The sequence below is a fragment of the Arthrobacter sp. NPDC080082 genome, assembly GCF_040686595.1.
GTDB lineage: Bacteria > Actinomycetota > Actinomycetes > Actinomycetales > Micrococcaceae > Arthrobacter.
In genome coordinates this window covers 458,539-474,933 of record NZ_JBFBKQ010000002.1, presented here as the reverse complement: position 1 = coordinate 474,933, position 16,395 = coordinate 458,539, and the positions used below count along the sequence as shown (strand labels likewise).

Below are 16,395 nucleotides of genomic sequence, written 5' to 3'. Positions count from 1 at the left end.
GGAAGCTCTCAGGCCAGGGCGGAGGCTGGGACTGCGGCGGCGGCCGGCTCCGATCCGCGTGGCGAATCCTCCCTTGCCCCGATGACCTTGGTGAACAGCGCGGTCTCTACGGTCAGTCCGGGGCCGAACGCCATGGAGCAGATCTGCTCGCCGCGCCCGTCGCCGTCGTCCGCTCCCGGATCGACGGGGAGGTCCAGGATGTGCCTGAGGACGAAGAGCACCGTGGCGCTGCTCATGTTCCCGTAGTTGCGCAGCGTTTCCCGGGCCGGCCGCAGCTGCTCCTCGCTGAGGCCCAGCCGGGTTTCGACCTTGTCCAGGATGCTGCGGCCGCCCGGGTGGATGGCCCAGTGCCGGATGTCACCGTACGTGGCCCCGGCCAGGGAGGGGTCGCGGGCCAGGAGGGGTTCCAGGGCGCCGACGATGTGTTCGTCGATGATGTGCGGGACGTAGGTGCCCAGCACCATCTCGAAGCCGGCGTCGCCGATGTTCCAGGCCATGGCTTCTTCGCCCACGGGGGTGAGCACGGTTTCGAAGTGGTCCAGGGTCATCAGTGCCGGCGCGTCCGGGACGTCCCGGGCCGTAATGACGGCGGCGGCCGCCCCGTCGGCGAAGAGGGCAGAGCCCATGATGGTGTCCGGGTCGTTCGAGGTGCGCACGTGCAGCGAACAAAGCTCGGCGCAGACCACCATCACCACGGCGTCCGGGTCCGCCTCGCAGAAGGACGCGGCGGCCCGGAGCGCCGGGAACGCGGCGTAACACCCCATGAACCCGAGGTGGTACCGCCGGACGGAGGGGTTGAGGCCCAGGCCACGGACGATCTTGTAGTCGGGTCCGGGGTTGAAGAATCCGGTGCAGGAGACGGTGACCAAGTGGGTGATGTCCTCCCGGGCGATGCCGGGGCAGGCGTCGACGGCCTTCTCCGCGGCCTCGATGAAGAGTTTGCTGGCCTCGACGGCGAAGATGTCGTTACGGGCCTTGGTGCCCGGGCTCAGCAGCAGCCCGGTCGCGGCGTCGAAGAACTGCGGGTCTGGGGCTGCGCTGCGCGTGGTCAGTTCGTCGACGGCGGTGTAGCGCGTGTCGATCGCGGCGCCGTCGAAGCACGTGGCCACCAGGCGGGAGCCGAGCCTGCTGAGGCCCGGCTGGGCGGCGAAAACGTCGCGGGCTTCAGACTGGATCAGGACAGTGGGCGGGACAGCAGTTTCCAGGGACCTCAGGTAGACCGTCATGGTTCATTCTGTGGGAGCCCGGCGGATTAGACAATGGCGTCCGGGTCGCGGCCGGCGCCCGTCGTCGTCGTTCCCGCCCGCTAACGCCACCGACTGTTCTAAGCTGGCCCTGCACGCCCAATGGAAGGAGACGCGGCAGCATGACACCAGCAGGGGAGCCGGCCCTGGCGGCGGTCCACGTCGCGGACACCCATGACCTGATCCGGGTGCAGGGAGCACGGGAGAACAACCTCAAGGACGTCAGCGTTGAGATCCCCAAGCGCCGCCTGACCGCGTTCACTGGCGTCTCCGGCTCCGGCAAGAGCTCGCTGGTGTTCGCCACCATCGCGGCCGAGTCCCAGCGGATGATCAACGAGACCTACAGCGCCTTCGTGCAGGGGTTCATGCCCACCCTGGCGCGCCCCGACGTCGACCTCCTCGAGGGGCTGACGACGGCGATCATCGTGGACCAGGAGCGGATGGGCGCCAACCCCCGGTCCACGGTGGGCACCGCCACGGACGCGAACGCGATGCTCCGGATCCTCTTCAGCCGGATCGGCACCCCTCACGTCGGGCCGCCCACGGCATTCTCCTTCAACGTCCCCACCCGCAAGGCCAGCGGTGTCATGAGCACCGAGAAGTCCGGCCGGGTGGAGAAGAATGTGGTGCAGAACGTCGTCTACCTGGGCGGCATGTGCCCTCGGTGCGAGGGCATGGGGTCCGTGTCCGACATCGACCTGACCGCCCTGTATGACGAGACCAAGTCGCTGGCCGGCGGGGCGCTGACCATTCCCGGCTACAGCATGGACGGCTGGTACGGCCGGATCTTCAGCGGCTCCGGGTTCTTCGACATGGACAAGCCGATCAACAAGTTCACCAAGAAGCAGCTGGATGACCTGCTGTACCGCGAACCGACCAAGATCAAGGTCGAGGGTATCAACCTCACCTACGAGGGCCTGATCCCCAGGATGCAGAAGTCCATGCTGTCCAAGGATCCGGAGGCGATGCAGCCGCACATCCGCGCCTTCGTGGAGCGGGCGGTCACATTCCAGTCCTGCCCGGAGTGCGACGGGACCCGGCTCAGCAAGGAGGCCCGGTCCGCGCGGATCAACGGCAAGAACATCGCCGAACTCTGCGCCATGCAGATCACCGACCTGGCCGGCTGGATCCGGGAGCTCCGGGAACCGTCCGTGGCGCCGCTGCTGGGCGGCCTGCAGCACCTGCTGGATTCCTTCGCTGAGATCGGCCTGGGGTACTTGTCCCTGGACCGGCCGGCCGGGACGCTGTCCGGGGGAGAGGCGCAGCGGACCAAGATGATCCGCCACCTGGGATCCTCGCTGACGGACATCACCTACGTCTTCGATGAGCCCTCGATCGGCCTGCACCCGCACGACATCGAACGAATGAACGGGCTCCTGCTGCAGCTGCGGGACAAGGGCAACACGGTGCTGGTGGTAGAGCACAAACCCGAGACCATCGGCATCGCGGACCACGTCATCGACCTGGGGCCCGGCGCCGGAGCGGGCGGCGGTGAGGTGGTCTACCAGGGCACCGTGGCGGGGCTGCGGGGGAGCGGCACCGTTACCGGCCGGCACCTGGATGACCGGGCCGCGGTCAAGGACCCGGTGCGGACACCGGTGGGGGTATTGGAGGTCCGCGGCGCGTCCACGCACAACCTCAAGGACGTCGACGTCGACCTGCCGTTGGGCGTTCTGTGCGTGTTGACCGGTGTCGCCGGCTCCGGGAAGAGTTCGCTGGTTAACGGATCGGTGGCCGGGCGCGACGGCGTGGTGGTGATCGACCAGGCCGCCATCAAGGGTTCGCGGCGCAGCAACCCGGCGACCTACAGCGGGCTGCTGGAGCCCATCCGGAAGGCGTTCGCCAAGGCCAACGGCGTCAAGCCGGCGCTTTTCAGCTCCAATTCGGAGGGCGCCTGCCCGGCCTGCAACGGCGCGGGCGTGATCTACACGGACCTGGGTGTCATGGCCACGGTGGAATCGACGTGCGAGGAGTGCGACGGCAAACGCTTCCAGGCCTCCGTCCTGGAGTACACGCTGGGCGGCCGGAATATCGCCGAGGTGCTGGCGATGTCCGTGGCCGAGGCGAAGGACTTTTTCGGCGGGGGAGAGGCAGCCACCCCGGCCGCCCATAAGGTCCTGGACCGGCTCGCCGACGTGGGATTGGGTTACCTGAGCCTGGGCCAGCCGCTGACGACCCTGTCCGGCGGCGAGCGTCAGCGGCTCAAACTGGCGGCCCAAATGGCCGAAAAGGGCGACATTTACATCCTCGACGAGCCGACCACCGGACTGCACCTGGCCGACGTCGCGAACCTTCTGGCGCTGCTGGACCGGCTGGTGGACTCGGGCAAGTCGGTGATCGTCATCGAGCACCATCAGGCGGTCATGGCGCACGCGGACTGGATCGTCGACCTGGGTCCGGGTGCCGGGCACGACGGCGGCAGAATCGTTTTCGAGGGCACACCGGCTGAGCTGGTAGCCGCACGGTCCACGCTGACGGGCCAACATCTGGCCACCTATGTGGGCCACTAGACCGCTGACAACTAAACCCTTGAAAGTTCAACCGTAGGAAAGGAATTGGTGTCCATGACCCGCCAGAGTGTTCTCGCATCGACGGCACCGAAGCTCATTGGACCGTATTCACAGGCCGCCACGGCACCCGGACTGGGTGTGCTGTTCCTGTCCGGTCAGACGCCCATCGATGCGTCCACCGGCGAACTGGTGGACGGCGACGCTGAAGCACAGACCCGGCGGGTTTTTCACAATCTGGAGCAGGTTCTGACCGAAGTCGGCCTGGGCTGGGACGACGTCGTCAAGGTCAACGTGTACCTGACGTCGATGGCTGACTTTGCGGCGATGAACTCGGTGTACCGTGACATCTTCAATGAGCCGTTCCCGGCGCGCACCACGGTGGCTGTCGCTGAACTTCCGCTCAACGCGCGCGTGGAAATCGAACTGACAGCGGCACTGCGCTAAGCCCCTCCCGGGTTCCTGGCCGTAACGCCGATAATCAACATTATGTAAAGTAAAGCTGAATTACCCCTCTCCGCCCACGCGCCTTCCCGGGCTCCGCGTACCGCGTCGTCGCCGTTTCTCCCCGCACGTGGACCACACTGGATGCCGGGAAGACATCATCGACCAGGGGGAAATCGTGGCAGCAGCAGGAACCGATCAAAATAGCGCAGATGCCTGGTCCGGCGTCGGGCCTTCGTACGCGCAGAGTTTCGCCCACCTGTGCGCGGGCACCATCGCGCCGCTGCTTGAGGCAACAGCCGGGATCATTGGCCCGTTGTCCGGTCGCAGGCTGGCCGACGTCGGGTGCGGAAATGGGAACCTCGCCGCCGTGGCGATCGAACTGGGCGCCGACGTCACCGGCGTAGACCCGGATGCCGGGATGCTCTCCATGGCCCGCGCCGCGGCACCTCAGGCCGACCTGCTTCCGGGCGGTCTGCCTGACCTGCCACTCCCCTCGTCCGAGTTCGACGCCGTCCTCGCCAATTTCGTCGTCAACCATGTCGGGGATCCCCGCGCCGCCGTCGCCGAACTCATCCGGATATGCCGCCCGCAGGGCGCGGTCGGCGTCACCATCTGGCCGTCCGAGCTTTCGGCCATCAACACCCTGTGGGCGGACGTGGTGAATGCCAGCGGGGTAACGGCAGCCGGCCAGGAGAGACTTCCGGTGGACAAGGATTTTGATCGGACCGAGCCGGGCCTGCGGGAGCTGCTCCAACGCGCGGGCCTGGAAACCGTGCAGACGAGAACCCTCTCCTGGGACTTCATGATCGATGCCGAAGACCTGTGGGCCGGTCCGGTCGGTGGCGTCGGGGGAATCGGCAAGATCGTTCGGAGCCAGGCCCCGTCCCTTCAGGCCGCCATGCACCTGGAGTACCTGAGGCTGGTCTCCCGCATCACCACGAACGGAAAAGTCGTGCTGCCGGCGGTTGCGCTGCTCGGCGTGGGACAGGTTCCTCACAAGAAAGAGCTGCTAGTTGATGATCTCGCCGTGGCCGTCGGATAACAGGACCGAAAGCCGTTCGCGCCACATCTGCAGCTGCTCGGGCGTAAGCCGGGTCCACTCAAAGATCTCCCCGGTGATCAGCAGCGGCTCAGCGCTCCGATACGACCGGGTGGGGTTGCCCGGAAACTTCTTGTCCGTCACGTTCGGGTCGTCCTCAAACGCCCCGATGGGTTCGACGACGTAAACACGGGGGCGCAACGCGCCGTCGGACAACTCTGCAGCGATTTCCGCCGCCAACCCGGCGCCATCGACAAGGGCCGTGAAGTAGATGTGGTTCATCACGACCTCGGGACGGTAATTCGACTGTCGGCCCGCAGTCAGCCGGTCCCCCACCCGCAGGTCCGCGACCGTGCCGTGGAAGAAGGGACCATTCTCACTGGATGCTCCGGACACCTGCACTCCTCACCTGTCTGCGCCGACGTCGACGCCGCTCCCCTACATTTGCCCGCATTCCTATCATCCCCCGGCGAGGCACCATCCGCGGAGGGAGCCGACACCGCCGTTGACGTCGAGGGGGCGTCCCCGATCGCCAACCCGGGCGATGGCAGACTGGCGCAATGAACACCCGCGGCGACGTGCCACCCTGGCCAGCGACCCACCCGGAACAGGGCCCCATCCGTCTGCGCAGGTTCACGGATGCGGACGCGGCCATGGCCATGGCCCTATCGCGGGATCCGTACGTCCGGACGGTGGGAAGCCTCCCCGCGAACGCCACCCTGGAGGAGGCTCTTGCGTGGATCGCGCGGCAGCGGCAGCGTTTCACCAATGGCTCGGGGTTCTCCTTTTCGATCGCCGAGCTGACGAGTGACCGGGCCGTGGGGAACATCGGGCTCTGGACCAGGGATCTGGGCCAAGGACGCGCGCAAGCAGGCTACGCGGTCGTCCCCAGCGCCAGGGGCGCCGGGATCGCGGCGGCAGCCCTCGGAGCCCTCACCGCTTTCGCCTGGTCCATCGAACAGCTGCACCGGTCGAGCTGTTTATCGAGCCTTGGAATGTGGGGTCCATGCGAACCGCAGAACGATGCGGCTACCGCCGCGAGGGACTACTCCGCAGTCACCAGGAAATTGCCGGGAAACGGTGTGACATGGTCCTTTACGCCGCGACCCGCGACGACATCGTCCGGCCGCCGACAGACCGAGGAGGTGCAACGAATGCCCAACAGATTGTCCGGTGACGGGATCCTGGTTCGAGTGGGCGGCCGCACGCGGTCCGAGATCAAACGCATGCTGACCGGCGCCGGGGTCCTGCTGAACGCTCACGCAGAAACCCTCCTGGCCCATCCCGCATTCGACGCTCCGGAGGCCCGGATTCTCCGCATCGTGGAATGCACCGTCGCCGATCTTGGCTTCGAGCTGGGCGCCACCCACGCGCAGGTATTCGCGGCTTTGAGCGAACGCGGCCTCGAGGCCTGCCCCGCGGTAACCGGACCCTTTCTCCGGTTAGCGACGACGGATCAGGCGAACGCGCCGGATTCGGTCCTCTCAGCCGGCCACGCGCCCAGCGGCGCCATCCATGTGGTCTCCGAGCCGCTGCTCGACGACGTTGCCTATCCCAAGGGCTTCTATCTCCGGGTCGTGGACGGGCGGGCGTGGCTCAGGGGTTACCGCTGCGATGACACCTATAGGTGGCCTCCCGAACAGCGGCTCGCCGTCGTCCTGCCGGGAGCTGACGCGGTCCGGTGAGCGACTATGACACCAGGCTGGTTGGCCTCTACGACCTGGACAACCCGGACGGACCGGATCACGACTTCTACCGGTCCCTCGCCGACGAGCATGGGGCGCGGTCTGTCCTCGACGTGGGATGCGGGACCGGCCTTCTGACGACGACTTTCGCTCGAGCGGGCCGGCACGTCGTAGGACTGGACCCGTCGGAGACGATGCTGGATTTCGCCCGGCGCCGGCCCGGAGGCCAACGAATCGAATGGATCCACGGTGATACCAGAGCCCTTCCTCCGGGACAGTTCGATCTGGCGGTGCTGACAGGCAACGTATCACAGCACATCCTCGACCCGGAGTGGCAACGCACCCTACGGGACCTTCATCGGCAACTGGGGGAAGGCGGAGTTCTGGCCTTCGACAGCAGAAACCCACAGGCCCGAGCGTGGGAGACCTGGGCATCCCAGGAGCCTTTGTCCCGCAACACGCCGCTCGGGCCGCTCGTCGAATGGGCGGAAGTGTCCGTGCCTAAGGAAGGGGTCGTCACGGCCACCTTCCACAACTTATTCCCGAGCACCGGCGATAGCGTAGTGGAGACAGTGCGCTTCGCGTTCCGGGACCATGACACGCTCGGGCGGCAGCTGGCCACCGCGGGCCTCGAGGTGGATGCGGTCTACGGCGATTGGGCCCGCGCTCCCTTCACCACCGACGCACCCTTCATGGTGTTCATCGCGCGCGCCCGCTGAGTCTCACCATGCCGTCAAGCAGGTGCCTCTGTCAGAGGTGTTCCTTGAAACGCTCCCACGCGGACTGCCGGGTAATGCCGAGGGCCGCACCTATCGCGGCCCAGGAGATTTTCCGCTCCCGGGCAACGCCGACCCAGGTGCGGAGCTGATCTTCGACGCTGAGAACCACCCGGGAGACCTCCGGTAAGTGCGACAGAACCTCCTCGTCCGACATGTGGTCCCAGGCGGGTCCGAAGGCACCGGGGCCTACTCCCCCGCCGGCATTCTGCAGAATGTCCGCCGCCGTAGCGACACAGGTTTCGCAAATGGCTACACCCGGCCCGGCAACGAGGCGCCGGCCCCCTGGTGTGGTCCCGCAGAAAGCACAAAATTCCGGGTGCGACTTAACCGGCATAAATCCTCCCAAAGAGTGGCGAGCCGACCTTCAATGTCAGGCTTAGCCTGACTAAAGTCAGGTATGCCCTTACACATCTCTCAGCGTACTAGGCGTACGGGATACTTTCGGCGGATCTTCGTCGCGAGCATCGGCGATGGGATTGGCGACGACGTCCTGCGCTCGATGTTGCCGCTCATCGCCGTAGCAGCCACCGGCGCCAGCGCTTTCCAGACAAGTGTCGTGAACGCCCTGGGTACGGCCGCTTTCCTGCTGTTGGGTGTGCCGGCCGGTGTCCTCGTCGACAGGTGGCCCAGAAAATCGGTCCTGGTGCTTTCCAATATTGTCCGGGCTTGCGCCGCCTTGTCCGTGCCGATCGCATGTTTCCTCGGCGGGCTGACCCTATGGCACCTACTCCTGGTCGCCGCCGTCGTCAGCGTCTCCGATGTCTTCTTCACAACGGCGCAGTCCGCAGCGATCCCCCTGTTACTCAAGGGAGATGAGTTGAGCCGCGGCTACGCAAAGATTCAGTCGATGCAGAGCGGCATCGCCATCGCCACGCCGGGGGTCGTCGGGCTCGTAGCCAGGGCAGTGGCAGCACCTGCCGTACTGGTAGTCGCTGCCACGGCCTACCTCGCATCGGCGTTCGTGACCAGCCGTCTTCCCCTGGCCGTGTCTTCGCACCCGGCAAGGCCCGGAAAGTTTTGGGTCGAGGCCCGTGCCGGCCTCGGCTTCACGTGGTGCCACCCTCTTATCCGCCCCCTGATGATCTCCGTCGCTTTGGTCAATGCCGCGGGAATGGCCGGCGCCGCGGCCAAAGTCGTCTATGCATTGGAGGTCCTGGACATCCCCATCGATCAGCTCGTCGGTATCGGCAGCGTCTCGGCCCTGGGAGGTTTGGCCGCCTCGCTGTCGGCCACGCGTATCACCGGTGCGCTGGGCATCGGTAAAACGAAAATCACGGCGAGCCTGGCCAGCGCTTGTTTTGTCCTTCTCCTGCCGGTTGCACCACTGCTGGGTCTCTCGCCGGTCGTCTGGGTGGGCATCTCGGGATTGGGTTGGTCTTACTTTGTCGTGGTGTCGGGCCTGGCGGGGGCCGGCATCATTCCGCGGCTCGCTTCACACCGCCTCATGGGCAGGGTCATGGCGACGTACCGGCTGGTCACGTTGGGCGTCATGCCCGTAGCCGGCCTTGCGGGAGGCGCCCTTGCCACGTACCTGGGGGTTACAGCGGCTCTCTGGGTTTGGGCCTTGTTGGCCGTCGCGGCCGCGTTCCCAATCGTCTTGTCCCCTCTTCGGTCTTGGATGGACTTCCCTGTGGAACTGGACGTCCACACGCGGGAGGGGGAAGTCCGCTCGTCCGCGCCGGCGCAATAGGCGACTTCCGCGCCCGGCGACAGAGGGTCACGGCCGCCTGCTACTGGTGATATTCGACGTCGGCGAAGGCTTTCACTTCGTCGCGGAGTTGCTCCGCAAGGTCGTACTTCCAGGCCAGCTCTTTGGCTTGCGAGCTCCAACCGTTCTCGTACAGGTTTTCGGCATCCCAGGCGTCGTACCAGGCACGAAGTCTGGCGGTCAGTTCCTTTGAAAGCCCATAGTCGGAGGGAACCATGGTGTATTTGCTGGGATGCCCGGGTCGGTCGTTTTCCCAGAGCGGCCACCGGTGCCCGTAGTCGGGAAATAGGCGGATGATGCGACGGTCGGGCGACGCGGGCATGGCCACATCGTAGCCTCCGGTTGTTCCTGTGTTGACGAGTGGAGTCCTCGTTAGGCCCTAACGCGGACTCCTCACCTGACGCCGGCGCGCTCGAGTCGGTGGCGTGACTGTTCGCTCAGTGCCCGGACTGCGGTTGGCGGTGATTCGAATAAGCTTTCGCCCCTGGCGTTATGGAGTGCCGGCCAAAGGCTAGCGGCCCAGGCAACTTCACGTTCCTCGATGCTGAACTCGATACCCCTTGCATGTTCATAGGCTTCGATGAACTGTTGAGAGGCTTCCACAGAAGCGAGCGTCGGGGTGGCCGTGCTCCCGAAAGCTCCCGAAGCTGCCCCGACAATGGCGGCGGCCGGGAGAGCAACGAGGCTGTCCCAATCGTGGACTGCCCACGGGCGGTCGGCTTTCCATCGAAGATTCTGGCTTTCCCAGTCTCCATGCCCAATCACGACTGGCAGCGGGGCGATTGCCAATCGCTTGGCAACGGCGCGCGCCGTGAAGGTCACCTGCTCGGGTACTCGGCTCTGGTCCATGGAGTCCACCACTGGATTCCGCGGCCACAAGTCACCGGTCGGTGGATTCCAATGCATCCATGGTGGCGGCGGTGAAAGTCCTATGGAAGTCTCCCTCTCGAGAAGCATCATGAGGTCTGCCAGTAGCGCCGCGGAACGGCTTGCATAGGCCGCGTTCGGCTCGGCATTCATCTCGCCACCGGGTAGCCAGGTTTCGGCGGATACTACCAAGCCGGAATCGAGCACACCGAGGCCGCTGGCCGGGCGGGGACAAGGAAACCCTGAGGCTGCTACGGCAGACTGCAATTGCTGGCACCGACGAATTCTGCCAGCGGCTCCCGGGCGGACTTTCAACGCCAGAGGTCCCGAACTCTCAGAGTCGAAGCGGAAAAGTTGCGACATCTGACCGCCTGCATCGGGGTGCAACGACGTAAGTGTGCCCGGGCCCAGCGCCCGAAAGCACCAAGCCTCAACCTGAACGCGAACTGGCAGGGAAACCATCAGCCGAGCCTACTCGATTGATATTTGCTAAGCCCGAAAATTGCTACCTACGAAACGACTCATCCACCATCGATGACGCCGACGACGGCAACGCGTTGCTACGAGATTTTGGGACGGACGGATTTCAGGAAATCGGATACAGCATGAAAACGTCGCGCTTGCGCTGCACTCCCCACAGACTCACAGTCCCGTCAGCTCTCTTGACCGCTAGAGACCGCCTGACCTTCAGGATGTCCACATCTCTCGGATAGTCCTCTTGAGTGTGAAGGGCGAATTCCTCGGCGACCCGCCGGTTGATGAGAAGTGTCAGCTCTCGGTCGAGCCGCCCTGAATAAATGGACGTGGCCGCAAACAGTAGAAATGAGATCATCGCAAATATCAGCCACGGAAAGTCCGGGACCCCTTGTGCCCCGAACAGGTCAATGCCCCAGAGGATCCAAAAGATCAGGAAAAATACGGTAGCCATAGTGGAGGCCGCCCGGGCCTTCCTTGCCTCGGGAAAGGCAACCGTGAAAGAAGACCTTTCATCATCCATGCAGCACCCCCATCCCGACCAAACGATGGCGTGAAATTGTCGTCGACCAGACCGAATACAAACAGTTTGCCACCCGGTCATGTGGGCGGATTAGCCTCTACCGAAGGCCGGACGCGCCGGGCGGCAGAAGTCGACCGGTGCAGATCAGCTGTCGTCCGCATGATGGGCTGAGCCGCGGTGCAAGAAAAGATCCACAGCGGCTTCAGTGAGCCCTTGAACCACGGCCGCAATAACTTCCAGGATGACCGACATGCGGTAACTGTAAGACTTTTTGTTCGGCGTCTCGACAAATCGCCACCTGCTGAGGATTCTCTGCCGGTGTTCGGCCTAAGACCCTGATCTCCGAAGCGGTTTCTCAGAGGGCAGTAAAACGGCGATGCCCGACCGCCTGAAGCCATAGGATGTCCTGAATGTCAGGCAGCAACGGGGAGCTGACGGGAAACTAAGGCGGGAAGGTGACAGACGATGTTCTCGCTCGGGATTGAACTAGGGCCCGAACTGATGGCCCGCCAAGCCGCGTGGTTCGCTCCTACGCATCAGCCTTTCCTCATTCCCAGAGAAGGCTCGAGTCGCATCGGTATCGAACCCCCACGAGGAGAACTCGACGCTGAACTGCGGGATACCTTCGAGATTTACAACGTCCCGGATTACCTGGTCTGCGTTCTGGTGAGCGAAGAAGAGTTCAATGATCTCGGACGAATGGCGCGGGCAGTTCTCCTGCACAACCAGATCACGTTCGCGAGGCAAGTTATCCCCTCCGTCCGAAGCGCCCCTGCTGAAGTTCGCGCCCAGGCAGCTGCCCAGGCTGACGGACATCGCTTCGTGTGGTGGCCCTCGCTGCTGGAAGGACATGAGATACCGGTCCTCGATGAATATCTTCGCCACGGTCGCAGACCTAGCAGGCATCTGGAGGTTCCCGAACATATCTGGGAGAACTCTCGTGCGGCTCTTCCCGGGGCTAGGGCACTCGCGGGCACCTTTCCCCATGCCAGCGGCCCTAACTGTTTTGGGACCGTCATGGCGGCAGCGGGCCGGTCCGACGCCGCCGGGAGGTGGATGCTGCGGGAGCCCTTCGAGGAGTGGCTGTCTTCGACCGCCGCCCCGGGTGGCTCCGACGACGACGCCGGAACGGTGCTCGTCTGGCGCTCGCCGGACGGATTGGTGCAGCACGCTGCTGTGACGATCGGGGGCGGATACGTTCTTCACAAACCATCACAGGGCTGGATGAGCCCCAGGAAGATTCTCACCGCCAAGGAGGCAATTGCCAGTGCCCGTCAGCGTGGCCGCCGGCTCACCCGCTACAAGCTCCGCACCGTTTAGCCGCGCCGTTCGATCACCCGAAGCCAAGGCCAACCTGGGCCTGTTCACCCTGTGGTCCTCGAGCGAAGAGGCTTGGCCAGTTGCCGAATTCGATGCTAAGAGTCAGTCCCACTTCCCGCCACCAAGTGCCCTGCGGGCGATCTCCTTCTCAACGAGTGCGGACTCAGCAAGACCCACAAGGCCAACTATTGCCCACAGATACATTTGCCAAGCCCCTCCCCACAGCAGTGAAAGCGCCAACCAGGAGACTCCTAAGACATGGGTGCTGATTTTCATCGAGCGAAGAGTTTCGGTGGACCGCTTAGGGAAGCGCGATGCTCTGCGCAGGTGACTCCAAATTCTTCGCACCCTCGCTCCTCGTTCCGGCGGTGAGATGCCTTCATCGTAGTGACACCCATCGGGTGAGGCGACGGGCATGCCTTCCCGGCCACAACACGAGCGAGGATGAATAGCGGATGGGGTTCTCCCCCGGTTCCCCGCCCGGCACCAGGCCGCCCGCCATTCGCGCGGCCTCGTTATGGACAAGATGCTAAGTAGGCGTAATACTAGACAAACTAGTAAAGACGTTTGAGAGTCTGGAGTGACCGTGACGGCTACCATCTCTGCCGGGCCTGGGGCGCCCGAGGTCGATGTTCGCAATGCTGACCTTATCCGCCTCATCGCCGGGGTGGCTGCCGCCGACAAGCCGTCGTTGGAGGGCTTTTACGCCCTTACCTCGGCCCGATGCTATGGCCTCATCCGGCAGATCGTCCCGGAGGCACGCGCCGCGCAGGCAGTCCTGGAGGCCGTCTACGCCTCCGTCTGGAATCGGGCACGAACGTACCGGCCAAGCGACGGGGCCCCGCTCGCCTGGGCCCTTTCCCTCGCCTACGGGCACGCGATGCAGGCGCGCACGGGTCGCGGCATCAACGCGGCCTGCGCCTGACCCCGGCCCCGGCCCCGGCAACGATCCATGAATCTCTTCTCCCGGCATCCCCGTCCCGTTCCCCCGGCCCCCGGGCAGGAATCCGTCTGGGACTATCCCCGGCCCCCTCGCGTCGAACACCGCAGCGAACGCGTGGTGGTGCGCTTCGGGGGGCAGGTCATCGCCGACACCACCGATTCGGTCCGCGTCCTGGAAACCAGCCATCCCCCGGTCTACTACCTGCCTATCGAGGCCTTCCCGGCCGGGGCGCTGCGGCCGGCGGAGGGCTCCAGCTTCTGCGAATTCAAGGGCGAGGCCCGGTACTTCGACGTCGTCTCCGGGTCAGCGACGGCACATCGGGCCGGCTGGACGTACCCGGAGCCGGCTAAGGGCTTCGAATCCCTGCGTGGCCGGGTGGCGCTCTATCCCGGCCTGATGGACGCCTGCGAGATCGACGGCGAACGGGTCACCCCGCAGGAGGGCGGCTTCTACGGCGGCTGGATCACCGCCAACATCGTGGGCCCGTTCAAGGGCGCACCCGGCACCGGCGGCTGGTAACCGGGCGCGGTCGAATGTACCAACGCCGTAAACATCCGGCGTCCCCCGGAAACCTTCATTTCACACGGACAAATGTCCGACGCAACTGAAATGGGGACGAAGATGTTGAATCACCGAAAAGGGCTGCTGCCCGTTGTCATGGCCGCCGGTCTGGGCCTTGGGTTCGCGCTCACAGCGTGCGGACCCTACCCGGGTAACGCCGGCATGAGCTCCGCCGGGTCTCCGGTGGTGCGGGACACCGCCGAGTTGACGTCGACGTCGTCCGTTAAAGCAACGACCAAGGCCTCCGTCCCTCCGCACACTGCGAAGGGCCGCGACGCCGGCGACACGAAGGTCTACACCTTTACGGACGGCGGAATGAGCTTCGCCTACCCTGCCGACTGGACCGTGCAAACCTCGACGCCCCCAGCAGGGCTGCCCGGCGTGGAGGCCCTGGTCACGGACCAGAACGGCAAGGAACGGGTCCTACTGGCCCGGGGTGTTACGGCCGGTTGCGCCGGCGGCCCCGTCTCCCGCACGGTCTTGGACCGCGCCGCCGCTCCCGGCATTCCCACAGCCGACGGCGGACAGGCAGCGTTCGGCTTTGTCAGCGAAGTCTCCCCCGGCGGCGAGACCTACTCCATGGGCCTCACGGATCCCCGCTCCCTGCAGGAGGGCGACGGCGTCTCCTCCTGGTGCGGTCTGGTAGGTTCCGGCGGGGACGGGCTTTTTACGCGGGTGATTTTCGCCGACCCGGCGTTTCCCAGCCAAGGGGCTGCCAAGGCGTGGATGAAGACTCAAGACTATGACCGCCTCAAGGACTTGCTTGTCAGCGTCACCGTCCGGTGAGCCCGGGGTGTGGGGTGCCTGCGGAGGGGCATCCCACGCCCGCGCCCGGACGCGTCAGTGCAGAGGCGGAATGGCTCCGTAGGACTTCGGCAGGGCATAGGGGTTGACCGGCCGATCCTCGTCGAGCGATGTCGGCTCCTTCGTCGCGTAGGTGCGCGCCGTACGCAGGTTGCGGGAACGACGTCGAAGTCCCACCACGAGGAGCCCCAGCCCCGCGAGCAGGAACGCGATACCGGCGGCGAGGGCCACCCCCGGCGCACCCCGGCCCGAGAGCGCGTCGAACAGGGGCAGTGGCATCACGATGAGCGCCGCCGCCAGAAGGGCCACTCCGGACCCGATGAACAACGTTCCTTTTGATCCCACAATCTCCCCCCTAGAGGTCCACGGACGGACCCTACTGACAGTCAACCCGATCAGGCGCGTCGGGGGAAGCTCCCGCAGGCAACCATCTTCGCCATTTCGCCTGAAGCGTCCAGCCCATGGAGGATAGGGAGCTATGAGTACCGATGAGGACCTGCCACACGCCGAGTTCGCCTTCCCCGGAACCTTGAGGGACGCACTCGTGGGTGCCATTCTGGATGGCCGAAAGACGTCGACGACGTCGCTCGCCGTGGAGTACGCGCTCGCCGACGAGCCATTACCGATGGTCGGGGCGCGGCAGCAGGTCCTGGATTCGGCAGGCCGTGCCGTTGCGGTCATCGAGACCACGGGTGTGCGCCGGGTGCCGCTGGCCGAGGTGGACCTGGACCACGCCCGGGACGAGGGCGAAGGCTACGAAACAGTGGCCGAGTGGCGCGCCGGACATGAGAACTTCTGGCACAGCGACCAGATGCGGGAGGCACTCGACGAGGCCCGCTTCACGGTCCGCGACGACACCCTGCTGGTCCTCGAACGGTTCCGCCTGGTTCGTCGACTGTAGGCCGGAAGCGGGCTAGGCTCGGCCCCATGACCGACGCCGAAACTGACGCCCCGCGGCTGCTGGGGACCCTGCACACCGCAGGCACGTCGGGGTTCGTCCGCCTCGAGGAATACCTGGACGCGCCCGTCGGTACCGTATGGAGGGCGCTGACCGGGCTAAGCGAGCTGGGCGCCTGGCTCGGCGAGCTGGCAGGGATGTCGGGAGAGCAGCTTGCGGCAGCCCCCACCGTGGGGAGCGAGTACCGGGCGCGCTACTTTGCGAGCGGCTGGGAGGGTACCTGCCGCATCGAGGCGTGCGAAAAGGGCAGGGCCATCCGGATCGCCACCTCGTCCGGGGATGAACCCGAGGGGCTGATGAAGATCACGCTGGCACCTCACGGCACCGGGACCCTGCTGGTGTTCGAGGACCATGGCCTGCCACTGACGAACCTGGCCGCCTACGCCGCCGGGGACCAGATCCACGTCGAGGACCTGCGGTCCCACCTCGCGGGCAAGGGACGCTGCGACGCCCGGCTGCTCTGGCAGCAACTGCACCCGCTCTATCTCCAGCAGCCCACGCACTGACCAGCGCAGGCATCAACGCCCGGCATGGAC

19 protein-coding genes and 1 pseudogene are annotated in these 16,395 nt (G+C 65.4%); 12 read left to right on the top strand and 8 right to left on the bottom strand.

The window, feature by feature from the left end; all coding sequences use genetic code 11:
• Positions 1-8: 8 nt before the first annotated feature.
• Positions 9-1,226, bottom strand: a complete 1,218-nt coding sequence (locus AB0O44_RS06600; protein ID WP_364135702.1) for a type III polyketide synthase — start codon at positions 1,224-1,226, stop codon at positions 9-11.
• A gap of 140 nt (positions 1,227-1,366) precedes the next feature.
• On the opposite strand from AB0O44_RS06600, the gene AB0O44_RS06595 reads away from it, so the two are divergent.
• From AB0O44_RS06595 to AB0O44_RS06585, 3 genes are all read left to right on the top strand, one after another.
• Entirely contained in the window at positions 1,367-3,754 is a 2,388-nt protein-coding gene (locus tag AB0O44_RS06595) for an excinuclease ABC subunit UvrA (protein ID WP_364135699.1), read from the top strand.
• Between the two features lie 54 nt (positions 3,755-3,808).
• Positions 3,809-4,198, top strand: a complete 390-nt coding sequence (locus AB0O44_RS06590; RefSeq protein ID WP_364135696.1) for a Rid family detoxifying hydrolase — start codon at positions 3,809-3,811, stop codon at positions 4,196-4,198.
• A 175-nt stretch (positions 4,199-4,373) separates the two neighbouring features.
• Positions 4,374-5,240: a methyltransferase domain-containing protein gene (locus tag AB0O44_RS06585; RefSeq protein WP_364135693.1), complete on the top strand. Its 867-nt coding sequence runs from the start codon at positions 4,374-4,376 to the stop codon at positions 5,238-5,240.
• Here AB0O44_RS06585 and arr read toward each other — a convergent pair.
• The gene (arr, locus tag AB0O44_RS06580) at positions 5,208-5,633 is read right to left on the bottom strand and encodes an NAD(+)--rifampin ADP-ribosyltransferase (RefSeq protein WP_364135690.1); all 426 of its coding nucleotides are present in this window, start codon (positions 5,631-5,633) and stop codon (positions 5,208-5,210) included. The genes AB0O44_RS06585 and arr overlap by 33 nt on opposite strands.
• A 164-nt stretch (positions 5,634-5,797) precedes the next feature.
• Between arr and AB0O44_RS06575 the strand changes: the two genes are divergently transcribed.
• Positions 5,798-6,922: a GNAT family N-acetyltransferase gene (locus AB0O44_RS06575; protein WP_364135687.1), complete on the top strand. Its 1,125-nt coding sequence runs from the start codon at positions 5,798-5,800 to the stop codon at positions 6,920-6,922.
• Complete coding sequence (locus tag AB0O44_RS06570) at positions 6,919-7,641, top strand: class I SAM-dependent methyltransferase (RefSeq protein WP_364135684.1); 723 nt, start codon at positions 6,919-6,921, stop codon at positions 7,639-7,641. The genes AB0O44_RS06575 and AB0O44_RS06570 overlap by 4 nt, the downstream gene beginning before the upstream one ends.
• Positions 7,642-7,672: 31 nt before the next feature.
• Here the strand turns inward: AB0O44_RS06570 and AB0O44_RS06565 are convergent, their stop codons facing one another.
• Positions 7,673-7,855, bottom strand: a complete 183-nt coding sequence (locus tag AB0O44_RS06565) for a hypothetical protein (RefSeq protein ID WP_364135833.1) — start codon at positions 7,853-7,855, stop codon at positions 7,673-7,675.
• Between the two features lie 63 nt (positions 7,856-7,918).
• A pseudogene (locus AB0O44_RS06560) lies at positions 7,919-8,035 on the bottom strand (ClpX C4-type zinc finger protein); the annotation flags it as partial.
• A gap of 63 nt (positions 8,036-8,098) precedes the next feature.
• Here AB0O44_RS06560 and AB0O44_RS06555 point away from each other — a divergent pair.
• A complete protein-coding gene (locus AB0O44_RS06555) occupies positions 8,099-9,391 on the top strand; it encodes an MFS transporter (RefSeq protein ID WP_364135681.1) in 1,293 nt (430 codons plus the stop codon).
• Between the two features lie 40 nt (positions 9,392-9,431).
• On the opposite strand, the gene AB0O44_RS06550 is transcribed toward AB0O44_RS06555, so the two are convergent.
• The 3 genes from AB0O44_RS06550 to AB0O44_RS06540 all read right to left on the bottom strand — a co-directional run bounded on the left by AB0O44_RS06550 (position 9,432) and on the right by AB0O44_RS06540 (position 11,273).
• Positions 9,432-9,731: a hypothetical protein gene (locus AB0O44_RS06550; protein ID WP_364135678.1), complete on the bottom strand. Its 300-nt coding sequence runs from the start codon at positions 9,729-9,731 to the stop codon at positions 9,432-9,434.
• Between the two features lie 71 nt (positions 9,732-9,802).
• The gene (locus tag AB0O44_RS06545) at positions 9,803-10,738 is read right to left on the bottom strand and encodes a phosphotransferase (protein ID WP_364135675.1); all 936 of its coding nucleotides are present in this window, start codon (positions 10,736-10,738) and stop codon (positions 9,803-9,805) included.
• Between the two features lie 124 nt (positions 10,739-10,862).
• Positions 10,863-11,273 carry a hypothetical protein gene (locus AB0O44_RS06540; RefSeq protein ID WP_364135672.1) on the bottom strand — a complete coding sequence of 137 codons (411 nt, stop codon included), beginning with the start codon at positions 11,271-11,273 and terminating at the stop codon, positions 10,863-10,865.
• A gap of 465 nt (positions 11,274-11,738) precedes the next feature.
• On the opposite strand from AB0O44_RS06540, the gene AB0O44_RS06535 reads away from it, so the two are divergent.
• The 4 genes from AB0O44_RS06535 (at position 11,739) to AB0O44_RS06520 (ending at position 14,883) form a co-directional block, all read left to right on the top strand.
• Positions 11,739-12,593 carry a hypothetical protein gene (locus tag AB0O44_RS06535; RefSeq protein WP_364135669.1) on the top strand — a complete coding sequence of 285 codons (855 nt, stop codon included), beginning with the start codon at positions 11,739-11,741 and terminating at the stop codon, positions 12,591-12,593.
• Positions 12,594-13,179: 586 nt separating this feature from the next.
• Entirely contained in the window at positions 13,180-13,518 is a 339-nt protein-coding gene (locus tag AB0O44_RS06530) for a hypothetical protein (RefSeq protein ID WP_364135666.1), read from the top strand.
• A gap of 27 nt (positions 13,519-13,545) precedes the next feature.
• Positions 13,546-14,055: a DUF427 domain-containing protein gene (locus tag AB0O44_RS06525; protein ID WP_364135663.1), complete on the top strand. Its 510-nt coding sequence runs from the start codon at positions 13,546-13,548 to the stop codon at positions 14,053-14,055.
• Between the two features lie 102 nt (positions 14,056-14,157).
• Positions 14,158-14,883, top strand: a complete 726-nt coding sequence (locus AB0O44_RS06520; protein WP_364135660.1) for a hypothetical protein — start codon at positions 14,158-14,160, stop codon at positions 14,881-14,883.
• A gap of 54 nt (positions 14,884-14,937) precedes the next feature.
• Here the strand turns inward: AB0O44_RS06520 and AB0O44_RS06515 are convergent, their stop codons facing one another.
• Positions 14,938-15,228, bottom strand: a complete 291-nt coding sequence (locus tag AB0O44_RS06515) for a hypothetical protein (RefSeq protein ID WP_364135657.1) — start codon at positions 15,226-15,228, stop codon at positions 14,938-14,940.
• Between the two features lie 151 nt (positions 15,229-15,379).
• On the opposite strand from AB0O44_RS06515, the gene AB0O44_RS06510 reads away from it, so the two are divergent.
• Positions 15,380-15,802, top strand: a complete 423-nt coding sequence (locus AB0O44_RS06510; protein ID WP_364135654.1) for an ASCH domain-containing protein — start codon at positions 15,380-15,382, stop codon at positions 15,800-15,802.
• Between the two features lie 26 nt (positions 15,803-15,828).
• Positions 15,829-16,365 (top strand): SRPBCC domain-containing protein, encoded by a 537-nt coding sequence (locus AB0O44_RS06505; protein ID WP_364135651.1) that lies wholly within the window; start codon positions 15,829-15,831, stop codon positions 16,363-16,365.
• The last annotated feature ends 30 nt before the right edge of the window (positions 16,366-16,395 follow it).